The organism is Nitrospirillum karajorum (assembly GCF_036348415.1).
GTDB classification, from domain to species: Bacteria; Pseudomonadota; Alphaproteobacteria; order Azospirillales; family Azospirillaceae; genus Nitrospirillum; species Nitrospirillum amazonense_B.
In genome coordinates this window covers 780251-804731 of record NZ_JAZBQB010000002.1, presented here as the reverse complement: position 1 = coordinate 804731, position 24481 = coordinate 780251, and the positions used below count along the sequence as shown (strand labels likewise).

At 66.7% G+C, this 24481-nt stretch carries 18 protein-coding genes; 11 read left to right on the top strand and 7 right to left on the bottom strand.

Annotated elements, in window-relative coordinates:
* The first annotated feature begins 8 nt into the window (after nucleotides 1-8).
* The 3 genes from UCD39_RS11125 (at nucleotide 9) to UCD39_RS11115 (ending at nucleotide 4091) form a co-directional block, all read left to right on the top strand.
* Nucleotides 9-698: a LuxR C-terminal-related transcriptional regulator gene (locus tag UCD39_RS11125; RefSeq protein ID WP_330496093.1), complete on the top strand. Its 690-nt coding sequence runs from the start codon at nucleotides 9-11 to the stop codon at nucleotides 696-698.
* Between the two features lie 179 nt (nucleotides 699-877).
* On the top strand, nucleotides 878-1270 hold the full coding sequence (locus UCD39_RS11120) for a response regulator (protein ID WP_330496092.1): 393 nt from the start codon (nucleotides 878-880) through the stop codon (nucleotides 1268-1270).
* On the top strand, nucleotides 1254-4091 hold the full coding sequence (locus UCD39_RS11115; RefSeq protein ID WP_330496091.1) for an ATP-binding protein: 2838 nt from the start codon (nucleotides 1254-1256) through the stop codon (nucleotides 4089-4091). The genes UCD39_RS11120 and UCD39_RS11115 overlap by 17 nt, the downstream gene beginning before the upstream one ends.
* Here the strand turns inward: UCD39_RS11115 and UCD39_RS11110 are convergent.
* Complete coding sequence (locus UCD39_RS11110; RefSeq protein ID WP_330496090.1) at nucleotides 4080-5303, bottom strand: PAS domain-containing sensor histidine kinase; 1224 nt, start codon at nucleotides 5301-5303, stop codon at nucleotides 4080-4082. The genes UCD39_RS11115 and UCD39_RS11110 overlap by 12 nt on opposite strands.
* A 253-nt stretch (nucleotides 5304-5556) precedes the next feature.
* Entirely contained in the window at nucleotides 5557-6885 is a 1329-nt protein-coding gene (locus UCD39_RS11105; protein ID WP_330496089.1) for a porin, read from the bottom strand.
* A 653-nt stretch (nucleotides 6886-7538) separates the two neighbouring features.
* On the opposite strand from UCD39_RS11105, the gene UCD39_RS11100 reads away from it, so the two are divergent.
* The gene (locus tag UCD39_RS11100; RefSeq protein WP_330496088.1) at nucleotides 7539-8945 is read left to right on the top strand and encodes an ammonium transporter; all 1407 of its coding nucleotides are present in this window, start codon (nucleotides 7539-7541) and stop codon (nucleotides 8943-8945) included.
* Between the two features lie 184 nt (nucleotides 8946-9129).
* Entirely contained in the window at nucleotides 9130-9468 is a 339-nt protein-coding gene (locus tag UCD39_RS11095; RefSeq protein WP_145731416.1) for a P-II family nitrogen regulator, read from the top strand.
* 174 nt (nucleotides 9469-9642) lie between these two features.
* Here the strand turns inward: UCD39_RS11095 and UCD39_RS11090 are convergent, their stop codons facing one another.
* Both UCD39_RS11090 and UCD39_RS11085 read right to left on the bottom strand, forming a co-directional pair.
* Entirely contained in the window at nucleotides 9643-11958 is a 2316-nt protein-coding gene (locus UCD39_RS11090; RefSeq protein WP_330496087.1) for a S8 family serine peptidase, read from the bottom strand.
* Between the two features lie 132 nt (nucleotides 11959-12090).
* The gene (locus UCD39_RS11085) at nucleotides 12091-12966 is read right to left on the bottom strand and encodes a MipA/OmpV family protein (protein ID WP_330496086.1); all 876 of its coding nucleotides are present in this window, start codon (nucleotides 12964-12966) and stop codon (nucleotides 12091-12093) included.
* A gap of 265 nt (nucleotides 12967-13231) precedes the next feature.
* Between UCD39_RS11085 and UCD39_RS11080 the strand changes: the two genes are divergently transcribed.
* Complete coding sequence (locus UCD39_RS11080; protein ID WP_330496085.1) at nucleotides 13232-14821, top strand: S10 family peptidase; 1590 nt, start codon at nucleotides 13232-13234, stop codon at nucleotides 14819-14821.
* Nucleotides 14822-14888: 67 nt separating this feature from the next.
* On the opposite strand, the gene UCD39_RS11075 is transcribed toward UCD39_RS11080, so the two are convergent.
* The 3 genes from UCD39_RS11075 to UCD39_RS11065 all read right to left on the bottom strand — a co-directional run bounded on the left by UCD39_RS11075 (nucleotide 14889) and on the right by UCD39_RS11065 (nucleotide 20112).
* Nucleotides 14889-15395 (bottom strand): hypothetical protein, encoded by a 507-nt coding sequence (locus UCD39_RS11075; RefSeq protein ID WP_330496084.1) that lies wholly within the window; start codon nucleotides 15393-15395, stop codon nucleotides 14889-14891.
* Nucleotides 15396-15532: 137 nt separating this feature from the next.
* Nucleotides 15533-18571, bottom strand: coding sequence for a TonB-dependent receptor domain-containing protein (locus UCD39_RS11070; protein ID WP_330496083.1), 3039 nt, complete (start codon nucleotides 18569-18571; stop codon nucleotides 15533-15535).
* Nucleotides 18572-19167: 596 nt separating this feature from the next.
* Nucleotides 19168-20112 (bottom strand): LysR family transcriptional regulator, encoded by a 945-nt coding sequence (locus UCD39_RS11065; protein ID WP_330496082.1) that lies wholly within the window; start codon nucleotides 20110-20112, stop codon nucleotides 19168-19170.
* Between the two features lie 177 nt (nucleotides 20113-20289).
* Here UCD39_RS11065 and UCD39_RS11060 point away from each other — a divergent pair, with 177 nt between their 5' ends.
* The 5 genes from UCD39_RS11060 (at nucleotide 20290) to UCD39_RS11040 (ending at nucleotide 24480) form a co-directional block, all read left to right on the top strand.
* Nucleotides 20290-20526 carry a hypothetical protein gene (locus UCD39_RS11060; RefSeq protein ID WP_330496081.1) on the top strand — a complete coding sequence of 79 codons (237 nt, stop codon included), beginning with the start codon at nucleotides 20290-20292 and terminating at the stop codon, nucleotides 20524-20526.
* 250 nt (nucleotides 20527-20776) lie between these two features.
* Entirely contained in the window at nucleotides 20777-21829 is a 1053-nt protein-coding gene (locus UCD39_RS11055) for a serine hydrolase domain-containing protein (RefSeq protein WP_330496080.1), read from the top strand.
* A gap of 253 nt (nucleotides 21830-22082) precedes the next feature.
* Nucleotides 22083-22808, top strand: coding sequence for an ABC transporter permease (locus tag UCD39_RS11050; RefSeq protein ID WP_330496079.1), 726 nt, complete (start codon nucleotides 22083-22085; stop codon nucleotides 22806-22808).
* The gene (locus UCD39_RS11045) at nucleotides 22709-23770 is read left to right on the top strand and encodes an FtsX-like permease family protein (protein ID WP_330496078.1); all 1062 of its coding nucleotides are present in this window, start codon (nucleotides 22709-22711) and stop codon (nucleotides 23768-23770) included. The genes UCD39_RS11050 and UCD39_RS11045 overlap by 100 nt, the downstream gene beginning before the upstream one ends.
* On the top strand, nucleotides 23728-24480 hold the full coding sequence (locus UCD39_RS11040) for an ABC transporter permease (RefSeq protein ID WP_330496077.1): 753 nt from the start codon (nucleotides 23728-23730) through the stop codon (nucleotides 24478-24480). Before UCD39_RS11045 ends, UCD39_RS11040 begins: the two co-directional genes overlap by 43 nt.
* The last annotated feature ends 1 nt before the right edge of the window (nucleotide 24481 follow it).

The following is a 24481-nucleotide window of genomic DNA, read 5'->3' as shown; positions in this document are numbered from 1 at the left end:
GGGATGCCGTGGAACATGCCGCGAAAAGACCGCTGCGGGTGCTGGTCGCCGATGACCATCCCATGTACCGCGACGCGCTGGAGCTGTACCTCATGCGCGACTGGCCGGAGGTCAGCCTGACCTCCGTCGGCTCGCTGGAGGAATTGGACGCCCTGGCGCAACGGCCGGAGGACCAGGATTTCGACCTGGTGGTCATGGATTGGCAGTTGCCGGGGGGCGAGGGCGGCGCGGGGCTGGACCGGCTGGACGTCGCCGGCATCGACGCGCCCGTCGCCGTGGTGACCGGCCATGACGATGCCGCCGTGGCGCGGGAGGCGCTGACCCGGGGCGCCTGCGCCTTCCTGCCCAAGACGTTGCCCAGCGCCGCCCTGGTGCAGATGCTGAAGGTGGTGGCCGCCGGGGGCAGCGTGGTGCCGGTGGACGTGGCCCTGCGCATGGCGGGCGCCCTTACGCCGGTGCCCCACGGCGCACCTGCCCATGGTGCCGGGTCCGATGGCGGCCTGCTGACGGAACGGGAGTGCCAGGTGCTGGCCCACCTGGCCAGCGGCGCAACCAACAAGGAGATCGGCCGCATCCTGGATTTGCAGGAGGTGACGATCAAGCTGCACACCCGCCGCATCCTGCGCAAGCTGGGCGCCAAGAACCGGGTGGAGGCGGTGACGCGGGCCCGCGATCTTGGCCTCATAGGGGGCGCGTGACCCCGGCCCCGCATGGCGCCCATGCCGGATCGTGGGATAGCGGCGCGCTATCCCCCCACTATCCCAAATCCCCAGACCGATAGCCTTAACGACAGATGCCGCCGGCGAACGGTTGCGGTTTTATGCGGGCCGCGACCCCGCGCCGCCCGTTCCAGTTCATCGCCCGAAAGCCTATCCCAATGAGCGCCATCCTGATCGTCGACGACAACCCCTATTTCCGCGACTATCTGTGCGAGGCGGTGCGGCGTTTGGGTGAAACCCCCATCATGGCCGCCTCGGCCCGGGAGGGGCTTCTTCTGCTGGCGACCCAGCCGGTGCGTGCCGTCGTTTCGGATCTGCTGATGCCGGAGATGGATGGATTGGAAATGGCCCGTGAGGTTCGCGTGATGCACCCCGCCATGCCGCTGCTGATCCTCAGCGACGGGCCGGAGGTCATCACCGGGCCCTGCCTGCGCGCCGCGCAGCTGATCTATGGCGCCGCCATCGCGGAAAAGAGCGGCGGTGGTTTGGGCGACGCGCTGGCTCAGTTCCTGGCCCAGCCAGGGAAGGAGGCATGTGAGCCTGCCGCCTGACGCCCCCGCACGGGTTTCCCTGATCCGGGGCAGCATCACCACCCGCCTGCTGTTCATCCTGGTGCCGTTGGTCCTGCTGGCGGCGGCCGGCACCGCCTTCGTCGCGGTGCGCAGCAGCCGCGCCGTGGTGCAGCGGTTCGCGCTCGATTACGGCCAGGATTTGGCCAACAAGCAGGCGGGCGAGATCGCCGCCATCACCCGGGAAAAGATCGCGTTCGTCGAGGGCCTCGCCCGCCAGGTGGAAAGCATGGTCGCCACCGGGGCCAGCGACCGGCGCGTGGTGGCCACCTATATCGCGCGCACCGCCCTGGCCCACCCCAACATGGTCGGCTTCTGGTTCCTGGCGGAACCGGACTTCATGGGGCCGGATCAGGCCTTCAGGAACGGCGACCCGGCCCTGGGCCTGCCCGAGAGCGGACGCTTCGCCGTCTATTATGTGCCCGACGGCCCATCCGACGTTAAGCTGAGCGAGGTCCGGCCGGATTTCTACCGCGACGACTATTACGCCCTTCCCGCCCAAAGCCGGAAGCGCCAGGCGGTCCCCCCCTATCTCTATCCGGTGCTGGGCCAGCCCACCTGGATGATTTCCTACACCATCCCCGTCATCGTGGACGGCCGGCTGATCGGCGTGGCCGGGACGGACCTGTCGCTGGAACAGCGGGCGCGGGAGTTGGACGCCCGCCGTCCCTTGGGCGGCAGCATCTATATGATCAACCGCGAGGGCAATTGGACCTACCATCCCGACCACGCCCTGCTGGCCACCAAGGCCACGGTGGGGGATGGGCCGCAATTCCAACTGAGCCCGGATGAACTGGACCGGGTGCTGAAGGTCCAGCCCTATGAGGTGGAGCGGGTGGACACCGCCGGCCATCGTGTGCGCCGCTATGCCGTGCCCATGACCTTCTTCCAGGGCGACAACCGCCGTCTGCTGCTGCTGGACGTGCCGGTGGAAGGCTTGAGCGCGCCCTTCGCCGGCATCGGCACCGCCATCATGGTGGCGGCCCTGGTGTCGGGCCTGCTGGTCAGCCTGGTGCTGGTGGCGGCCGTACGGGCCATCATCGGCGTGCCGCTGGCGCGCATGGCGCGGGCCATCGACACGCTGGAGCGGGATGAGACGGCGTCCATGCCGGATACCGACCGGCAGGACCAGATCGGCGGTATCGCCCGCGCGCTGGTCCGCTTTCGCGGAACGCTGGCCGAACGCGACCGCCTGCGCGCCCAGGTGGAGGAGCGGACAACGGCGCTGGAACGCATGCTGGCCGGGGTCGGCGCCGCCAAGGACGCCATCGTGCTGTTCGACCCGGATTACACCGTGATCTATGCCAACCCCGCTGCGATATCCCTGCTGGGCGCGCCCGACGAGGCGGCGGTGGTGGGGCACCGCTGGGCCGCGTTGCTGACGCCGGAAACCCGGGGCGCGGTGGAGGAGGACCAGCGGCGCCAGCGTGACGGCCTGATGTCCACCGGCTACGCCCATTGGATCGGCGAAAGCTGGCAAAGCGTCTGGGGTCGCGCCATGGAGGCGTATGAGACGACGCTGAGCCTGCGGCCCAATGGCGACATCGTCATGGTGCTGCGCGACGTCACCGCCACCCGCCGGGCGGCCCGGGAGCGGGAGGAGTTGCAGCGCCAGGTCCTGCAGCAGGACAAGATGGAGGCCATCGGCCGGCTGGCCGGCGGTGTCGCGCACGATTTCAACAACCTGTTGGGTGCCATGCTGGGCTATGTCGAATTCCTGCTGGACGACCTGGACCCCAACGACAAGGCCCACAGCTACGTCGCCCGCATCAGCGCCGTGGGCAAGCGGGCCAAGGAGCTGGTGGGCCAAATCCTGACCTTCGCTCGCTCCGACAAGGGGGAGTTGCAGGCGGTGTCGCCGGTGGCGGTGCTGGAAGACGCGCGGGGCATCCTGCGCTCCGCCGTGCCGGCGACCACGGAGATGATCTTCCAGATCGCCGGGACCGTACCCAATGTGCGCGCCAATCCCGCGCAGTTGGTCCAGGTGCTGATGAACCTGGTGCTGAACGCCCACGATGCCCGGCGGGGGGAAGGGGGGCGCATCCGCATCCGCCTGTTCCCTGGCCCGGCGCCGGTGGACGTCCGCGTACGGGAGGGGCGGTGGGCCGAGCATGAGGCGCTGCCCTTCGACAAGGGCCGCCCGCATGTCGTGCTGGAGGTGGAGGACGAGGGCCATGGCATGACCATGGAGGTCATGACCCGCCTGTTCGAGCCCTTCTTCACCACCAAGGGCAAGGGGCGCGGCACCGGCCTGGGCATGCCCGTGGTCTACGGCATCGTCCGCGCCCATGGCGGCGGCATGACGGTGATGTCGGCGGAGGGCGAGGGCGCCCTGCTGCGCATCCTGCTGCCGATCGGCGGGCCGGGTACCGTCGCGACCCCCCTGGCGGCGGCACCCATCGTCAAGGTGGCGCCCCCCCGCCGGCTGCGCATCCTGGTGGTGGACGATGCGGCGGAGATGGGCGACATGCTGCTGGAGGGATTGTCGCGGCGGGGGCACGAGGTCGCCATCTGCGAAACCCCGGCCGAGGCGCTGGAGGTGTTCGAGGAAAACCCGCACGCCTTCGACGCGGTGGTCAGCGACCAGACCATGCCCGGCATGACCGGCCTTGCCCTCATCGCGCTGTTGAAGACCCGGCGGCCCGATCTGCCCTGCGTGCTCTACACCGGTTACAGCGAACGGTCGGATGAGAAGGCGGTGCTGGCCGCTGGCGCCGACGCCTTTTTCCTGAAGCCGGTGGTGGTGGAGCGCCTGGCCGGGAAGGTGGAGGCGCTGTGCGCCGCCGCCGCGTCAGGGGCTTAGGGCCGGCTGCGTCGGCAGGTACAGGGTGGCGACGGTACCGTTCAGCAGCGAACTGGTCAGGTCCAGATGGCCGCCCAGCATCGCCGCGATGCTTTGCACAATGGGCAAGCCCAGGCCCAAGCCCTGCTGGCGCGAGCGCGCCTGCAGGATGACGCTGCCGAAGGGGACGGCGGCGGCCTGCAATTCCTCCGCCGACATGCCGCGGCCCTGGTCGATGACGCGCAAGGTCACGCCCTCCCGCCGCTGACCGATTTCCACCACCACCACCTGCTCGGGCGGGGAATAGGCCAGGGCGTTGGTCAGCAGTTCTGTCAGGGCCCGGTTCAGCAGATTGCCGTCGACCTCCAGCACGCAGGGCGCCGTCGTTTCCGCCTCGTGCTGGATGCGCACGCGCTTCTCCCGCCCACCACCCATCTGCCCGCTGCCCATCTGCCCACCGCCCAACTGACGGATCAGGCGGGCGATGAAGGGCTCCAGTTCGATCAGCTGCAACTCGCTGGCCGCGGCGCCGGAGGCCAGGCGGGTGTAGTCCAGCAGGCGGTTGATGGTGCGCAGCAGCCGGTTGCCCGCGCCGGTGATCTCCCGCAGGTAATCGTCCCGCTCCGCCACCTCGTCCTGGTCCAGTTGGGCGATCAGGTCGCCGAAGCCCAGGATGGCGTGCAGGGGGGTGCGCAACTCATGGGTCACCAGGGCCAGGAAGCGCTCCTTGGCCTCATTGGCGCGCTGCGCCTTCTCATTCGCGGCGCGCAGGGCCTGCTCCGCCTCCTTGCGGATGGTGATCTCCTCGACGGTGCCCTCGTAATACAGGGGCTGGCCGTTGGCGTCGCGCACCTCCCGGCAGGTTTCGGCGATCCAGATGATGGTGCCGTCGCGCCGCCGGATGCGGGATTCGAAGCCCTGGATGACGCCTCGCGCCCGCATTTCCGTCACGAAGGCCTCGCGGCGGCCGGGGTCGACGTACAACTGCGCTCCGATGTCAGTCAGCGCGCCCAGCATGTCCTCGCGGCTGTCATAGCCATACAGCCGGGCCAGGGCGGGATTGGCATCCAGGTAGCGGCCGTCGATCGTGGTCTGGAACAGGCCCCAGGGCGCCTGCTCGAACAGGCGGCGGTACCGGTCGCCGGAATGGGTCTCGTCACCCGCGGCGAACGCGGGCTCGGCCGGCGGCCGCGCGGGCGGCGTGTCCAAGGGAACCGGGCTGGGAACGGTCATGGCCGATGGGGGCTCGATGCGCGAGGAAACCGGCGAACCTGTCAACAAACCACGCCTCCGCAAGGGCTCTCGCCGCCATGGGAAAGAATAGGACCCCGACTGCCTGGCTCCGGTCGCGAAGGGGCATCCGCGGGCAAGTCCAAACGCACCAAATGAAACCGGCGCCGGCCCAGGCCCGCGCCGCATCCTGTTCATCCTTGAATTATAAGGGCGGGCGGCTCCAGGAACCGCCCGCCCAAGCCATGGTAACGGATCAGCCGCCAAAAGGCAGGATCAAATCAACACCGAACGTGAACTGGTCATCCTTGGTCAGGTTGTCGTAGGCGTTGTGGTTGGCCTTGTCGTAGCGCACCTCTGGCCGCAGGGTCAGGCCATCCAGCACGCCCAGGTCCGCCGGCTTCCAGGTCAGGCCCACGGTCAGCTCGCCATAGCTGGTGCCCACGCCGGTGCCGATGGCGCCCTTTTCCAGCGGCTCGCCCTTCTCCAGGTAGACGAAGTCGCGGTTGCCGGGAAAGGCGGCCACGAAGAAGCCATGGCCATCCCGCCAGTATTCCAGGCGCAGATTGGCCGTCAGCTCCGGCGTCAGGGTGTAGCTGACATATTGGGCGATGCCGCCGCCGTCGACGTTGAACAGATCATCCTTGATGTAGTTCAGCTCGGTGATCAGCGTCAGTTCATCCGTCGCCTTGAAGGTGGCGGTGATGTCGCTGATCCAGCGGTTCTCATTATTGGCGTCGGCATAACCCAGCGGCGCCTTCAGGCTGGGGTTCTCCGGGCCGACGTGCGTCAGGGCGAGGACGGTCAGCTTGCCGTCCAGCAGGTTGTTGAGGCCGATGCCGAAGATGCCGGCGGCGGCGCCGTTGTTGTCGCCGTCGCTCAGGGTCGTGTTCACGCCGCTGTCAACGCCGCCATACAGGTCGATGTCCGGCGTCAGGTGCAGGGTGGCCAAGGCGCCCGTGTGCTTCAGCGGCAGGCCGAAGTTGAAGATGTAGCTGTGGCTGTAGAACAGGTTCGACGGGGCGGCGATGACTTCCGCGCCCAAGGGGGTGGAGAAGGCGCCGACCTTCAGGTCCAGGCCGCCAGCGCCGGGGCTGGGGAAGTGCAGCAGGACGTTGGCTTCCACCAGGTCGAGCTGGGTGCGTTCCTTGATGCCCGTGTCGAGGATGCCCAGGAAATGGGTGTAGCGCGCGTCGGTGCCGTAGAAGGCCTGGACTTTGAAGCCCCAATCAAAACCTTCGGCCTTCGGATCCAGATCCTTGGAAATGGTGCCGGACAGCTGGTTCAGGACCAGTTGGTTGGTCTTGTCGGTGAACAGGTGGCCATAGTTGGTGCCGCCCGTGGGGCCGTTGCTGTTGAAGGTGGCGCCGACTTCGGCATAGGCGGACCATTTGATGCCCGGCGGCTCGGTGGGGGCCGCCTCGTCCGCCAGGGCCGGCGTGGCGATGGCGGACAGGCCCACCATCAGGCCGACCGCGGCGGCGGCCGTGGCCGACAGCAGGAAAGCCTTGGTGGTGCGTCCGCGCGGGGCCGGCGCGCGGTTGGCAATCGGACAGCCGACTTCAATCTCCCGAACTGAGGCCATTGGTTATTCTCCGTGAGGCTTGTTGTTATGTAGCGATGACTGCGTATTGCGACGCAGCAAGATCGATGCCAGTTCCAGGCTAATGCCCATAAACCGGGCAACGCCTCGGCGTGTTCGGGCCGGGGCGTTTGGCCGCAGGGTGGCCAGGGTGGCCACAAAAGGTTGATTTGCCGGGGGCGGGCTGGAAGAAGCCCTTTTTACGCCACTGGGTTGTAAGATGCCGCCGGCGGCGTGAAACTGGTTTCCATAAGTTGTGGATCGACTGCCGATTTTGAAAAATATGCACATCTTTTGTGCTTTCGACGAAATCCTTCGTTCGTTGTCGGCCGCAGATGATCAACCTTCACGACCAGCCGCTTGAAACAGCTTCAAAAATAAGCTGAAACCGCAGCGTGTGGAAGGAGGGGCTGTGCACAAAAAGTGGGCAATCGCCACTCTGGTCGCCTCATCAGCCCCGAATCGCTGCGATTTTTTTAACCTTTTGGCAACAAATCCGCCCGGCGGGGAGCCAGTATTCCCGCCGTTCGTATGCCTGTCGCGGCTGCGGCACGGACTTTGAAAGGAGGAACAGGTTGGCTGATGGCCGGACCGGTTCCTGGGGGCAGACCCGGGGGTGCCGGAACCGGCTTAAACGAACGGGAATGGGGAGCCAGATGAACCGTTTGCTTGGGAACCGTTTACTAGGATTGGCGGTGATGGTGCTGGCCGGCATGGCGCCGGCGCTGGCCTTCGCTCAGGACGCCGCGGCGCCGGCCGCGGCGGCGGCCGCACCCGCCGCACCCACCATCAGCGGTGGTGATACGGCGTGGATGCTGACGTCCACGGCCTTGGTGCTGATGATGACCATCCCCGGCCTGGCGCTGTTCTACGGCGGCATGGTTCGGAAGTTCAACGTGCTGGCCATGGTGATGCAGAGCTTCGCCATCACCTGCCTCGTCACCGTGCTGTGGGCGCTGGTTGAATACAGCCTAGCCTTCTCCGCGGCCAGCGACGCCGCCGACGCCAAGGAATTCATCGGCGGCTTCAGCCGCGTGCTGCTGGCGGGCATGGACCCGACCGGCACCCACGCCCTGGCCCCGACGATCCCGGAGCCGGTGTTCATGATGTACCAGATGACCTTCGCGATCATCACGCCGGCGCTGATCACCGGCGCCTTCGCCGATCGCATGAAGTTCTCGGCCATGCTGGTGTTCATCACCCTGTGGTCGCTGGTCGTCTACGCGCCCATCGCCCATACGGTTTGGCACCCGAACGGCTACTTGGCCAAGCTGGGCGTGCTGGACTTCGCCGGCGGCACGGTGGTGCACATCAACGCCGGCATCGCCGGCCTGGTGGCCTGCCTGGTCATCGGCAAGCGCAAAGGCTACCCCAACGCCGACTTCAGCCCGCATAACCTGGTGCTGAGCCTCATCGGCGCCTCCCTGCTTTGGGTGGGCTGGTTCGGCTTCAACGCCGGCTCCGCCCTGACCGCCGGCCCCCGCGCCGGCATGGCCATGACGGTCACGCAGGTGGCCACCGCCGCCGCCGCCTTGGCCTGGGTGTTCGTGGAATGGGCCGTGAAGGGCAAGCCCTCGGTCCTGGGCATCATCTCGGGCGCCGTGGCCGGCCTGGTGGCCATCACCCCGGCCGCCGGTTTCGTCGACACCGTTGGCGCCTTCGCCATCGGCATCGCCGTCGGCATCATCTGCTTCTTCTCCGCCACCTCGCTGAAGAAGGCTCTGGGTTATGACGACAGCCTGGACGCCTTCGGCGTGCACGGCATCGGCGGCATCGTCGGCGCCATCCTGACGGGTGTGTTCGCCAAGATGTCCATCGGCAACAGCGAGGGCGCCTTCGCCGCCGCCCTGAAGGACGCGCCGGACACCAAGCTGGGCCTGATCGAGGGCAATGCCGCCCAGGTCGTCACCCAGTTGGAAGGCGTCGCCTTCACCATTGTGTGGTGCGGCGTCATCACCTTCGTGCTGCTGAAGATCATCGACCTGGTGATCGGCCTGCGCGTCGATGAGGAAGTCGAGCGTGACGGCCTGGACATCGCCCTGCACGGCGAGTCCATCCACTGAGCCCTTGGCCACCGAGCCCTGGCCACTAAGCGTTGGGCGCGTGCCCCGGGGATGCCGTAAGCTATCCCCAAGGGACTGAAGTCTAACCGGAACCGTGGGGTCCACGGCCGGCCGGCAAGGGAAAAACCCGATCCGGCCGGCCCGCCTCACGGCGATCACGAATATCCAATCAGGGAGTGGTCTGATGAAGTTCATTATCGCGGTGATCAAACCCTTCAAGCTGGATGAGGTGCGCGATGCCCTGACCGGCCTGGGGGTGCAGGGCCTGACCGTCACCGAGGTCAAGGGCTATGGCCGGCAAAAGGGCCAGACCGAGATTTACCGGGGCGCCGAATACGCCGTCAGCTTCCTGCCCAAGATGAAGATCGAAGTGGCGGTGCCCGATGATCTCGCCGACAAGGTGGTGGAGGCCATCCAGGCCGCCGCCAACACCGGCAAGATCGGCGATGGCAAGATCTTCGTGCTGGAACTGGCGCAAGCCGTCCGCATCCGTACGGGCGAGACCGACGCCGACGCGCTGTAAGGCCGCGGCCAAACGGGTACCCTTCAACCGGGTTCCCAATCGGCGCCCGATGTCCCTTTCCCCGCGATCAGACCCCGGGGAAAGGGATCGGATGCTGTTGTCCAGACGGTACTTTGGTTTTGTGAATGATGGGGGAAGGGCGGCAGCCGGGGGGCTCGCCGCCCTTTTTCTCGCTCAACTTGCTGCCAGCAGGACCAGGGCGAAGGGTTGCGGCCCTTGCGGCACATTGGCGCCGATCACCTGGATGGTCCAGGTGCCGGTCACCGCCGCCGGGACGGTGATGGCCTCGACGTTGTTGGCGCTGTCCATGGTCTTGCCATCCGGTGTCTGGCCATCTGGACCGGTGTTCCCGGTGCGGGCGGCCCCGTCGGGTCCGCGCACCACCAGGTTCAGGTTGTTGACCAGGTTGGCGCCGGGATAGTCGCTGTAGGCCAGCACCGCCCGTAGGGGCAGCCCGTCGGTGGTGATGTCCAGGCGGTACTCGTAAAGATCGCCCGTCCCAACGCTGTTCCCGTCCAGGAAGGTGGCGCGCACCGGGGCGACCGGGGCCAGCAGGGTATCCAGGTGGACACGGCCGAAGCCCTGGTTGATGTCCGGCAGCGGGCCTTCCGTGCCGCTCAGTGGCACCGCACCGGCGACCAGCGCCGCCTTCAGCAGGGCGGCCGAGGGTGAGGGCAGGCCGACGCGGGTCCGCAGGTATTCGCGGATCAAGGTGACCGCCCCGGCCACCAAGGGGGCCGCCGTGCTGGTGCCGCTTTCATACATGTAGAATTGCGTGGCGGGGTCGTAATAAGGCGTTTGGCCGTTGTAGTTGGTCAGCCGCTGGGAGCGTGTCGACAGGATGAAGGTACCGGGCGCCACCACGTCGGGTTTCACCCGTCCGTCCTGGGTGGGGCCCCGGCTGCTGAACGGGGCCATCTGGTCCGGGCCGCCGGCCACCAGGGCGTCGACGGGGGCCGCCTTTGCGCCCCATTTCTTGCCGTTGGTGATGGCGATGTCCTGGCGGCTGTTGGCGCAGGCGCCGACGGTGATGCAGTTCTTGGCGGTGCCCGGCGGGGTGACGCTGCCGGGATCGATCTTGCCGTCCCCGTCATTGTCGGCCCCGTCGTTGCCGGCGGAAAAGACGATGCAGAAGTCGGGGTTGTTCCAGACGAAGGTGTCGATGTCGGTGCAGTAGGAATTATAGGCCTGCTTCGTGCCGCCACCCCAGGAATTGGAATGGATGCGCGCACCCTGCTCATAGGCCCAACTGTACAGCACCTTGAGGTCGCTGGGCAGGCCGGCCAAGCCATAGGCGGGGCTGGTCGGCGTCTTCTGGTCGGGCTTCCAGTCCAGGAACTGCTCCACCGCCTGCATGATCACCTGTGCTCGATGAGCCAGCCCGCGCACCGGCCCCCCCCGGTTGGGCAGCTCGGCGCTGGCGCTTCCGTCCCCCAGCAGCGCCCCGGCCGTGTGGGTGCCGTGCCCCCGGTTGACGTCGGCGGGGCCGTCGTCGGCGCCGGGATTGTTGACGCGGGCGGCATAGCTGGGGCTGATGGGATAACTTTTCAGCGCCAGGACGCGGCCCGCGAAATCGGGGTGGATGGTGGACGGGTCGCCCGTGTCCAGCCCGGTATCGCATAGGGCCACCACCTCCCCCGCGCCGGACAGGTCCAGCCCCGGCACCCCGCCCAGCGCGCTGGCGGGCGCGATGATGCGGGTGGCTTGGTCCGTCGACAGCAGGGGCAGCACCTGGCGACCGATGCGCTTCACCCCGTGCACCTGCGCCAGCGCCCGCAGCTTGTCGCGCAGGTCGCCTTCGCCGGGCGCCGTCGTCTGCACCACCATCAGGGCGCTGCCCGGCGCCTCCTCCACCACGGTAAAGCCGGCCGAGGTGATGTCCCCCGCGCCCTGGCTTGCCTGGGTGGCCTGGAAGAACTCAACGGTGTAGGCGTCCGCCAGGGCATGGCCATGATGGTCGCCCGGTGCCGGGGGGGCCGCCAATTCATCGATTTCATGGGCCAGGCGGGCCGCATAGGGCAGGTGGCCGACCCAGCGGACGGCATCCAACCCGCTGACGGCGCCGGCCTGGTCAGCGGTGGCGCGGACGATGACGGCGAAATGCTGGAAGGGCTCCACCACCGCCGCCCCGGTCGTGGCCACGGCCGCCAGCCAAGCATCCTGGATGGGCCCCACGAACTGGACGATATAATGGTGGGTGCCCGGTGGCAGGGCATCCTGGCTGTCATAAGCGGGATGGGGCCCATGGCTGCCATCGGCGGTGACGCGCGGGATATGGGTGTGGATGGTCCCCGCGCCGCCATGCGGCATGGCCAGGGTATAGAGCGCGCTGATGTCCTCCGTCAGGCCGGTGGCCAGCACGGCGGCCGCGGCCGTGTCGTCATCGGCCTCGACGATGCGGAAGGCGGGATAGCTTTGCAGCAGGCGGACGCCGGGCAGGGCCGCGAGAGCCTGCGCCGTCGCATCGAAAACCTTGATCACGCGTGGCATGCCAGTATCCCCCCAACCCGGGCGGCGGCCCCTGCCGCCTGCCGTCATGGCTGTATTTCCCGTGGCGGCGCCATCTTAAGGTGGATGGACGGCGCCGCCAACGGGGTTGGAGGTCGGCACGGGCGGTGGCTTTCAGAAGCGGTAGGCGATGCTCAAGTTCAGGGTGAGCTGGGAATGGGCGCGGGTGATGGGGCTGTCGGCGGCGTCTCCCAGCAGGCGTTGATAGGCGCCGTCCGCCGTCATGAACCAATGCTCCGTCCAGAACCAGACGGCGCTGGAGCCGAAGCCGGCGCTGCTGAAGCCGCTGCCGGGCGTGAATTGCCGGTATCCGCTGCGGATGGATTGGTTGGGATTGATGCCGAAATAGCGCCGCATGTAGGAGGCGTCGGCATAGGTCGCGGTCGGCCCGACGAAGACGAAGAACCGCTCCGACCCGGCGACGGGCAGATAGGCGCTGATATCTCCGACCCAGCCGTTGTTGCCGCCGAAGCCACGCCGCACGGCGGTGCGCAGCACCACGGGGAAGAGGGTGTACTCCGCGAACACCTTGGCCTCCGGCGCGGGGGAGATGTCACCCAGGCCGTGCAGCTGGGAACTGTCGTCCTGGTCGCGGCCGACATCGAAGCCCAGGGCGACGCCGGCGCGGAAATTCTCCCCGCGCAGCAGGTTGACGCCGATTCCTTCCCCCATGGAGAAGAAGGCGATGTCCTTGTAGCGCACGTCCAGGTTGATGCCGGGCTGTACATGGTACTCGGAAGAGCCGACATAGCGCGGCTGCAACGACGTCGCGGCGCCGACACTGACATCCCAGGTGGGCAGCGGGTTCTCGAACTTGGACCGCAGCAGGACGCCGGCGGAATATTGCCATTCACTGAGGGGGGACGGTGTTTGCGCCCGGGCCTTGCCAGGCAGTAGGCAGAACAGGCAAAGCGCCAGGCTGAGGAGCAGACCGGTCAGCGCGGGGCGGCGGAGGGGCCGCCGCAAGGTTGGGGCGCCGGGATTATCCATGATTTGTTTTTGCCTCCAGGGGAGAGGGTGTTTTGCTACCAGGGAAAAGCGCGCGGGGCGCCACCGCCGGAAACGCTTGAGGGGCCCAAAGGTTCCCCTGGTGGGAAATCGCCGCGGGTGATGCACGCGGGACGATGGACGCTGGGCGACGCACGCGGGCCCATCGCGGCAGGCCGGCTATGCTCTCGCTTAAAACTTTTATCCGGGCCCCCTTTTGCCGCGGCTTTTGTTACGCTGGCCGCCATAATGAAGAATGGGGGTTCCAGTGAAGAACAGGCGTTGGGGACTGCTGGTGGCGGCCGTGTTGGCCGTGACGGTGCCGGCGGTCATGGCTCCTGCCGTGATCGGTGTCGCGCAGGAGAAGAAGGACGACAAGCAGGACCACAAGGACGGCGCCCCGAAGGCGGGCCCCGATGCCGCCAAGCCGGAGGCGCCCAGGCGCGTGACGGTCGACCGCACGGGCACCTTCAACGGCAAGCGCATCGACTATACCGTCTCCGCCGGTGAGACCTACTTGCGCGATGACAAGGGCGAACCCGTCGCCAGCATCTTCGCCGTCGCCTACACCAAGAAGGGCGCCAACCCCGCCACGCGGCCGGTGACCTTCCTCTATAACGGCGGCCCCGGCTCCGCCAGCCTATGGCTGCACATGGGGGTGTTCGGGCCCAAGCGCGTGCAGATCCCGGCGGATGCCGAGAACCCCGGACCGCCGCCCTTCCCATTGGTGGACAATGCCTATTCCATCCTGGATGTGACCGACCTGGTATTCATTGACCCGGTCGCCACCGGTTACAGCCGAGCCATCGGCAAGGGGGAGGAGAAGGACTTCCTGGGCGTGCGGGAGGACGCGAAATCCATCGCCCAGTTCGTGCGCGTCTGGCTGGGCGACAACAAGCGCTGGAACAGCCCCAAGTTCCTAGGCGGCGAAAGCTATGGCGGCATCCGCACCGGCGCCATGCTGCCGGAACTGAGCGGCACCACCTCCACTGTGTCCCTGAACGGCATCATCCTGATCTCGCCGGCCATGGACTACACCTCGCTGACCTTCGCGCGGGGCAACCTGGTGCCGTACTGGTCCTTCCTGCCCAGCTATGCCGCCACGGCCTGGTACCACAAGAAGGTGGCCGACACCTCCATGGGCTTCGACAGGTTCCTGGCTGACGCCCGCCAGTTCGCGGCGACGGAGTATGCCTCCGCCCTCATCCTGGGCAATCGGTTGCCGCCGGACCAGCACAAGGCGGTGGTGGCCAAGCTGGCCCACTTCACAGGGCTGTCCCCGGCCTTCATCGAGCAATCGCACCTGAAGATTCAGGACCACCGCTTCATGAAGGAACTGCTGCGCGACCAGGGCAAGAGCATCGGCCGCATCGATGGTCGTTACCTGGGCGACGACTATGACGCCTCCGGCGACCGGCCGGACAACGACCCCTCCCTGAACGGCATGAGCGGGGCGTTCAGCGCCGTGGTGAATACCTACTTCCGCAACGATTTGGGCCTGGACATGGGCGGGCGGGAGTACAAGGTGCTGGGCTCCCTCTACCGCCGCTGGAACTACGCCCAGGTGGATGGCGGCGGCAGCGAGCCCTATCGCGGCACCGACGTCGGCCCCTTTGTCGGCGACGCCATGCGCCAGAACAAGGGCATGCGGGCCTTCGTCGCCATGGGCTATTACGACTTGGCGACACCGTTCTTCCATACGGAGAACAGCTTCAACGACGCGGGCGTGCCCACCAACCGGGTGTCGTTCAACTACTACCCCGGCGGCCACATGATGTACGTGCAACCCCAGGCCATCGAGAAGATGACCCAGGACATCCGCAAGTTCATCGTCGCCGGCAGCCCGGCGCAGAACTGAGCCGCGAAATCGGAAAAAGCGTGGGCGGGGATGGCTTCCCCGCCCATTTTTCAAGCCGCCGCCATTTTCACCGGTCGCGCACCACGCTCAGGCTATAGGACATGTCGCTCACCTGCAGCTCATAGCCCATGCCCAGCATGGAATGGGACACGGTGGCGATCTCATCGCCCTTCAGATGAAGGCGGGCGCTTTCCTGGGACCGCCAGACCTGGCCGTTCTCCAGGACGAAGATGGGGCGGCCGGCGGGGTCGGGGCGCACCGACACGATGCGTGACTTGATGTTGTCCAGTTCCGCCGCCACGGGGGGCGGGGGCGGCTCATGCTTGCCGAACGTGGCCTCGGTCTGGTCGGACTTGCCGGCGGCCGATCCGCCGAAGGTGGCTTCCACCGCCTTCTTCAATTCCGTCTCCAGTCCGTCGCTGCTCTTGTCGAAGCAGGCCAGGCGCTGGTCCCGGTCGGCGATCTTCTTGCAGGCCACCACGTCGCCGGCGGCACTCGGTACGGCGGCATGCGCCGGTCCGGCCAAGGTCAGCAGGGCCACCGTGAAGGGGGCCGCAATGTGGGCGTGCCTCATCCATCTTCTCCCAAGGGCTCGGCGGCCGTGATCGGGCGCAGGGCTTAACGCGAAAAAGGGCCGGACCGGTTTCCCGATCGCGGCCCGGACGCTTTGAGAACGGGGGCCCGGCGTTGCCGCCTGGCCCCCCAACCTCATCAGAACTTCACCGTCGTGCCGACGAAGAAGGTACGACCGACGATGTCGTACGAACCGCCGACGCCGGAGACAACCGGGTAGGTCGCATAAGAACCACTCTGGGATGAGCCCAGGTACAGGAAGGGCACAGCCGGGGGCATCTTGTCCGCCAGGTTGTTGATACCGCCGAACACCGTGATGTTCTTCCAGCGGTAGCGGGCGGAGATGTCGTGGTACCAGTAGGTCGGGATCTTGTTGAAATCCGCGACATCTGGCGCCGAGTTCGGGAAGGTCTCGGACTCGCCGATGAAGCGGCTGGACCAGGTGACCGTCAGGTTGTTCCAATCCCAGGTGCCGGTGAAGCGGCCCTTCAGGCGCGGATAACCAACGGCGCCGGCATAGTACAGCTTGTTCTCGGCATGGGCCGGGTCCTGGATCACGATGTGTTCCGGAACCCAGCTACCGGTGAAGCCCAGGTTCAGGCCGCCCATGTTCTGCAGGCCGACCTTATCCAGCTCGAACGCGTAGTCGACCTGGAAGTCCAGACCGCGCACCACTTCCTTACCGATGTTGACGGTGTTGCCATAGATGGTGGCGATGGAACCGTCCGTACGGCGGGTGATCAGGTTGCACTGGGCGGCGGCGCTCAGATCATAGCAGTTGGTCAGGATGGAGTTGGAGGTCAGCGCCGCCTGGCCCTGGGTGATCTTCACCAGCCAATAGTCGGCGGTGATGTTCAGGCCCGGCACGAAGGTCGGCGTGAACACGGCGCCGGCCGTCAGGGTGCGGCCGATTTCCGGCTTCAGGTTGATGTTGCCGCCCGTGCGGGTGGACGGGTTGCTGAAGTCGTTGGAGTTGTAGCCCGCCGGCACGACCTTGGCGCAGTTGGCGGCGCGGGTGGCGTTGGCGTTGATGTTCTGGATGCTGCAGGGATCGCTGACGCTCAGGAAGTTGTCGCCGGCCGGGGTGAAGAGGTCGTCGATGTTGGGCGCGCGCACCGCGCGGGCGATGCCGCCGCGCAGCTTCACATCGTCGTTGACGGCCCAACCGGCCTGGATGTTCCAAGTGCTGGCGGGACCGGCCAGGCTGTAGTCGGAATAGCGGTAGGCCAGGTCCAGGTCCACGGCCTTGGCGAACGGGATGTCGCGCAGGACGGGGACGCTCAGCTCACCATACCATTCCTTGGTATCGTAGCTGCCGGCCACGGAACCGTTTTGGTTGCCGTAGATGGTGCCGGTGGGCTGGTTCTGCAGGAAGTCGGTCTTGTCCACCGACTCTTCCTTCCGGTACTCGAAGCCGGCGGCGAAGCTGACCGGGGCCACGGTGCCGCTGAACAGCGCCGGGAACTTGAACAGGTCGCCGTTCAGGTTGAAGGCGGCGTCGTGCTGCTGCAGCGTCGCCATTTCCTTGGTGTAGGTGTAGGCGTAGGCCTTCTGCGCGGCGGTCAGCGGACCGACGACGAACGGGTTGATGGGCACGCAGCCGTTGGTCCGGGCGGTGGTGTCGCGGCAGACGATCTGGCCGCCCACGTTCACAGCGTCCAGCTGCTGGTTGAACAGGCTGGTGACCCGGTCCGTGTTCACGAAGGTGGTGCGGTTGCGGCCGTAGTCGTAAAAGGCCTCGTAGTGCCACCCGTTGGTCAGGTCGCCGTTCAGGCCGAACACGCCGCGCATCACCTCGTATTCATAGGAATACTCGCGCGGGCCGTACCAGTCGTCGTTCAGACGGGTCATGGTGAAGCTGGAGATCTTGTCGGTCGCCAGCAGGCTCTTCAGGTCGGACGGCAGATAGGCGTTGTCGGCTTGGATGGTGATGGCGCCGGTGGCGGAAACGCCGTTCGACCCCGTGGAGGGCGTGCCCGTGCCATTGGCCATCGGCGTGGACCGGCTGGTGCCACGGCTGTTGGAATACTTGAGGTCGCTGAAGAAGTTCAGCGTGTCGATGGGGCCCAGGTCCTGGCCCAGGCGATAGTTGACGAGGGTGTCGGCCACCTGGCGGATGTTGGGCGTGCGCAGCGTCAGGTACTTGGACGAGTTGTAGCCGTCGCCGCCGATGGAGGCCGTGTCACCGGCGCTGGTCTTGTTGCCGGCCGGAATGCCGTTGATCAGCGTGCCACGGTTGAACGGGATCAGGCCCGAGCCATCGGGCTTGAAGGTGTAGCTGTACTGCGGGTGTGCCGCGTCCAGCCAGGTGCGGATAACGGGCGCGCCGCTGGCCGCCAGCACCGACGACAGCGTCGGGGAGATAGTGATGCGATCAGGGTAGCCATCATTGGCCAAGTTGGGCTTGCCGTCGGGCCGGGGGTAGGCCACCGCAGAGTAGTTGTACAGCGCTTCCGGCCGGTCGCGGCCGTACAGGCCCAGGTCATGGTTGTAGTCGAAGGCGAAGGTGATGTTGCCCTTACCGCCGTCGAAGTTGTGGCCGATGATGGCGCTGACGTCGGTGGACTGGAAGCCGTCACCCTGCGACCAGTTGTGCTGGATGGTCGCTTCGGCGCCTTCGTAATTCTTCTTCAGGATGACGTTGACCACACCGGCCACGGCGTCGGCGCCGTACACGGCCGAGGTGCCGCCGGTGACGATCTCCATGCGCTCGATCAGCGCCGGCGGAAGGCTGTTCAGGTCGACCAGCGAGGTGCCGCCGGAACCGTTACGGCCGGACAGCGACCCGACGTGGCGCTTGCCGTCCACCAGGGTCAGGGTACGGTATTCGCCCAGGCCGCGCAGGTTGGCGAAGTTGACGCCGGCACCATTGATGAAGCGGGCGTTGGTCGACGGACCCATGTCGTTCTGGGTCTGCGGCAGCTGGCTCAGCACGTCGACGGTCGAGGTCAGGCCGGACGCCTGGATGGCCTCGGCGTTGATGACCTGGACGGGGGTGGGCTGCGTCAGGTTGGGACGCGCGATGCGCGATCCGGTGACGACGATCTCCTCCAGGGAATCATCGGCGGCGGCCTGCTGCTGGGCCTGGGCGGTGGTCGCGGCCAGCGCCATCAGGGCGCCCGCTGCGATGCCATGGCGCCACACCTTGCGGCGGGCGGCGACGGAAATCTCCCTCATGCCTCTCCTCAATCTCTCTTCTATCTTGATCGTTGGCCGGTCCCGTCATTGGGGCTCCCGGCCAGCCCCGCGCCCATATCGGGGCAGGATTGCGACCAATTTCTTTTGCAGAAGAGCGACTGAGTAAACGGCCGATTTTGTAACGATCTGTATCAACCGGATAGTGTGCGAATTTTGTCACATTTTTGCTAACGGCAGAAACGTAAAGCCGTCAAAATTTGAAATCTTATTGCCTAAGGCATATTCCGTGACGTGTTGTCGCATCTGGCCAGGGCATTAAGGTTAACGCCCGACGGCGTGGCGTGAGACTCATTTGTTATCTGGATATTGCATAAACCAACCAACTTATTGCGGTGATTTGTCGAAACCGGCCATGAAGTTATAAACCTAACAAGCCGTTAGTAACGCATCTGTAAGTTATCCCTTAGTATCAACGTTCGGCGGGCTTGCCATATGCCTTTTGGCTGGGGTGGGGCGGTGCGAAAGGCGGTGGGGCCGCAGCCGCATTCGATGCTGGATCGACGGCGGGTGGCAGCCGGGTTCGGCGATGTTGTGAAACCGTCGGTTGCTCCGCCGTCGCTGCCGGGCGTCTCCCCTCATGCCCCCGGCGTCGGGTCGCTGTCGTCGATCGACACTCCCGGCGTTCCGCCTAACGGGTGTTCGGCCAGCAGGTGATCAGCCAGCAGCTTGGCGAAGCGGGGCAGGCGCGAGCGGCCACGGGTGCAAACCTTCAGGTCCCGCACCGCCCAGGCGTCGCTCAGCGCGATGCAGCGGATGTCGGCCGTGCGGGCGGCGCGGCGGGCCGTCGTTTCCGGCACGATGCCGATGCCGACGTTTCCTTCCACCAGGCGGCAGATGGCGTCGAAGCTGCGCAACTGCACGCGCAGGCGCAAGCGGCGCCCTGCGCGCGCGGCCCGATCGGACAGGAAGCGCTGCAGGGCCGCCGCCCGGTCCAGACCCACCAAATCGTGATCCAGCACCTCGGCGAAGGTCACGCTGTCGCGCCCGCCCAAGGGATGGGTGGGGGATGCCACCAGCACGAAGCGGTCCTGGCGAAAGGGGAAGGTTTCCAGGTCGCCCGTTTCAACGGTGCCGGCGACGATGCCGATGTCGCCGGTGCCATCGGCGATGGCCGCTACGATCTCATCGCTTAAGCGCTCCTCCACATCCACGGTCACCAAGGGGTGGGCGGTGAGGAAGCTGCCCAGCAGCTCGGGCAGGAATTCGGTCAGCGCGTTGGTGTTGGACAGGACGCGGACATTGCCCGCCGCTCCGCCGGCATAAACGCTCAAATCCTCCCGCAGCCGATCCGCTTGGCCCAGGATGGCGCGGGCATGCGCCAGCAGGGCGCGGCCGGCCGCTGTCGGGGTCACACCGTGCCGGCCCCGGTCCAGCAGGGTGGCGCCTAGCGACACTTCCATATTGCGGATGCGCGTGCTGGCCGCGGCCAATGCCAAGTGGGCCCGTTCGGCGCCCCAGGTGATGCTGCCCGCCTCCACCACGTCGCGGAATAGGGCCAGGTCGGTCAGGTCGAATTGCATTATGGTTCGCTCCCAGAACTGCCTTCGCCGTTAGCGAAGGCAGACTGCGCGTAATACGCATTGTTGCCAAGGGTTCGGCGACCGATACTTCGCTGGTGACGGAGCGATCCCGCCAAACGGGCGCTTCTCCGCCAGGCCCGCACCCTGGTACCCGACCCACAATCAAGGACTGTCGTCATGACCGGCCGCCTTCACGGCGGCGTCGGCGCCGTGCTTTCCCGCGCGCTGCTGGCGTTGCTGATGCTTGCCCTCATCGTCCTGGTGATGCGCCGTCCGCCGCCGTTGCTGGCGGCCGACGCCCAAGGCCACCCCTGCACCCTGGTCCGGGTGGTGCCTGACACGGACCAGATGCCGCCGACCGTGGTGGCCAAACCGGGACCGCCTTCATTCGGGCCGGATGCCTATGGGGATTGACGCCCAGTACCCCTTGTTCATTGTACTGCGACTTTGGCGGATAAAGGACGTGGCCGCCAGCCGCGTGGCTGGAGCCTGATCCATGGGAGAGGGGTTGGCAATGAGCCTACGGACAATATCGCCGGTGTCGGTCTTGCGATACCGCCGTATATCGTCTGTCGCCGCGCTCGTCGCCTGTCTGACCACCGTGAACTGTGCGGTGACGCCATTGCCCGGTGTCATGCCATCCTCGCACAGCCGGATCCCATCGATGCCGGTATTGGCAGACACCACCTGGCCGTCCGCGTCGGCGCAAAGCTGGCGGGAGGTCATCGACAAGGCGCGGGACGACGGGTTCAACGGCGTCGCGCTGATCGGTCACGGCGGGACCATCGATGGCATCGCTGCGATCGGTATCGCCGATGCTGCCAATGGCGTCCCTGTAACCACCCGCACGCGGTTCGAGATCGGCTCCATGTCAAAATGGGTTGCGTCCGTGGTCGTGCTGAAGCTGGTAGATCAGGGCAGGCTCGATCTTGATGCGCCGATCGGGCGGTACTTGCCCGACTATCGCGCCGATAATGGCGCGCGGCTGACGCTGCGGCGGCTGATGTGCCATTCCAGCGGTCTGCCCAACGACGTGCTGAAAGCGCGTCAGGCGGATCCCGCGAGCCGCGGCGTCGAACTGCCGATGCCTGAGGCGGTGCGTCGCTACGCGAGCGGGGACCTGGCGTTCGCACCGGGGACGCAGTGGGATTATTCGCAATCCAACTGGATTCTTGTCCAGGCTATCGTCGAGCGTATCGGCGGCATGCCTTACCCGGCACTTGTCGACCGGCTGCTGGTGCGCCCTCTGGGGCTCAAGGACAGTGGCATCTATTCCGGCAATTCCGCAAAGACGGACGGCATGGCGGTCGGCTATGCGACGCTGACTCCCTCGCCGCAGCCGAAACCCAATCCCATCCCCGGCTATATGGCCATGACGGGCGGCTTCTATACCAGCGCCCCCGATCTGCTGACCCTGATGAACGCGGTGCTGAGCGGAGACCTTCTCACCGCGCGAAGTCGCAGGGAACTGACGACCATTCAAATGCCTGAGCAGCATTATGCTTTGGGCGGTCGGATCCGGTCCGCCCAAGTCGGTGGCGCGATGCGCGAACTCGCCTGGGAGGATGGCAGCAATGGCGGCTTTCGGATGGTCGCGCGCCGGGTGCTGGCGGATGAGCATACGGTCTTAACACTCAACAACGCCAGTTGGGACTATCAGAAACTTGGCGATCTGGCCGATGCGTTGCTCGAGACGACGTATGTGAAAAGCAGATGATCCGGGCTGGAGACAAAGGCGACACGCTCTGAGCGGTCACGGCGGTGACCAAAGCGGCTTTGGGCTTGTGATGCACACAGCAGGTGTCCGGCAACGGGGACGCTCCAGGTGTCCGCCTGCGGACACTGTTCGTGGGCGGACAGCGCCGGCCCAGCACACTTTGTAATAAAAACAATGATTTGACTGCCATTTCCCCCTGGGCACGCCTTTTGCTTTGGCGATAGGCTTCATTCTGCCACGGGGGAAATGCTGAATGACCGTCTTGCCACCCTTCTTCCGCCGTCATGCGCTGGTCACCCTGCTCAATCTTTTCGGCCTGGCGGTGGGGATCGCCGGCTTCCTGGTGGTCAGCCTGTATGTGGCCGGGGAATTGACGGTGGATCGGGGGTTTACAGGGGCCGACCGGCTGTACCGGGTGGCCAGCACCCTGTCGCTGGGGGGCAATACGGTGGTGCTGGGGGCGTCCACCCCGCTGTTGGCGGAACCGCTGGCCCAGGACTTTCCGGAGGTGGAGGCGGTCACCCGCGCCTCGGAGGAGGATGTCGACCTGCGCCAGGGGGACCGGACGCTGACCGTCCCCCTGCTGTGGGCGGACGCCAACCTGCTTCAGGTGCTGGACTATCCCTTGGCGCGGGGGGATGCCACGACGGCGCTGTCCCGTCCCGATGGGCTGGTGGTGACGCCGGAACTGGCCCGCACCCTGTTCGGTGACGCCGATCCCATGGGGCGCACCGTACAGGTGGCGGGCGGCCAGATCCTGGCGATCACCGGCGTATTGAAGCCGCTGGCCGAAACCCATCTGAAATTCACCGGCATCGCGGCGGACAGCGGCCGGGGGAGAAGAACTGGGCCCACATGGTGGGGGAACAATGGTCCCATGTGGGTGAAACCGCCGTGTATGCCCGCTTGCGTCCTGGCGCTTCGGCATCGGCGGTGGAGACGCGGCTGGCGGATTTCGTGCGCCGTCGCGCCGTCCTGACACAGCTGCCGGAGGATGTGCGGGCCGGCTTCCTGACCTTGCGCCTGGACCCGGTGCCGGCCATCCACCTGCAAGTCAAGACCTTCAACCAGCGCAAGATGGGTGGCGACGTGGGCACCCTGGGCATCCTGTCGGTGGCTGCCCTACTGATCCTGGGCGTCGCCATCGCCAACTACACCAACCTGGCGACGGCGCAGGCCATCAATCGCGCCCGTGAGGTCGGCATCCGCAAGCTGGCGGGGGCGCGGCGCTGGCAACTGGTGGCGTTGTTCACAGGGGAGTCCGTGGGGCTGGCCATGGCCGCGACGCTGGCCGCCCTGGCGATGGTGGAGGTGTCGCTGCCCGCCTTTCAGGCGCTGGTGGACCGGTCCTTCGGCATCGCCCCCTTGCTTCATGGCGGCCTGTTGGCCGTGGTGCTGGGCACGCCTCTGGCGGTTGGCGGGTTGGGCGGGCTTTATCCCGCCCTGGTGCTGTCGGGCTATCGCCCGGCGGAGGTGCTGAAGGGAAGCGTGGCACCCGCGGCCGGCCGGCTGCGCGGCGTGCTGGTGGTGGCGCAGTTCGCCATCTCCATCGCCCTCATCATCGCCACGGCGACGGTGCTGCGCCAGGTGGAGCACGCCCGCACCGCCAAGCTGGGATTCCTGCCCGAGAACCTCTACATGGTCAGCGATCTGCCGTTTGACGCCCACCGCGCGGCCACGATGAAGGCGGAGTTGGCCAAGCTGCCCGGCATCCTGGGCGCCACTTTCAGCGGCCTGGCCCCCGGGTCCATCGACCAGAGCATGTCCCTGATGACCGTGCCCGCCGATGCCCATGGGGCCACGCCGGGCCAGACCTATATAGCCGAATTTTCCGCTGACCCGGATTTCATCGCCACCTATGGGGTGGAGCTGAAGGCCGGTGTCGCCCTGCCGCCCGGTTGGCGCCCCCCGGCGGAGGGGGGCGGCGCTATGTCTGGCTGACGGAGGCGGCGGCCCGCCGCCTGGGCTATGGCCATCCCGCCGACGCGGTGGGCGACCGCTACACCGATGAGGAAAACAGGACGGTGGAGGTCGCTGGCATCTTGGGCGATGTCCGCTTCCGCACCGCCCGCGACGTGGATGAGGCGCTGATGTTCGGCATCGGCGCCACCGGCGGCACGCTGACCGTGCGCCTGGCGGCGGGCGATCCCCGGCCCGCCGTGGCGGCCGTCAACGCCCTGGTGGACACCCTGTATCCCGAGGCGCGCCGCGCGCCGCGCGGCTTCGCCGATGAAAAGCTGGAGGCCCAGTACCGGACGGAGGAACGGCAGGCCAAGGTCTTCGCCTTGTTCAGCGCGTTGGCCATCGTGCTGGCCAACCTGGGCCTGTTTGGTCTGACGGCGCTGGCGGCGGCCCGCCGCACCAAGGAGATCGGCTTGCGCCGGGTGGTGGGCGCCCGGGTGGTTGATATCGCCTGGCTGCTCGCCTGGCAGTTCGCGCGGCCAGTGCTGGCCGCCAACCTGCTGGCTTGGCCCCTGGCCTGGTGGGGCCTGCACCGATGGCTGGCCCAGTTCACCGTGCGGGTGGACCAGGGACCGGGAACCTTCCTGGTCGCGGGCGCCATCGCGCTGGCTGTGGCGCTGGCCACCATCACCCTGCACGTCGTCCGCGTGACCCAAACGCCGCCCGCCGGCGCGCTGCGGTATGAGTAAG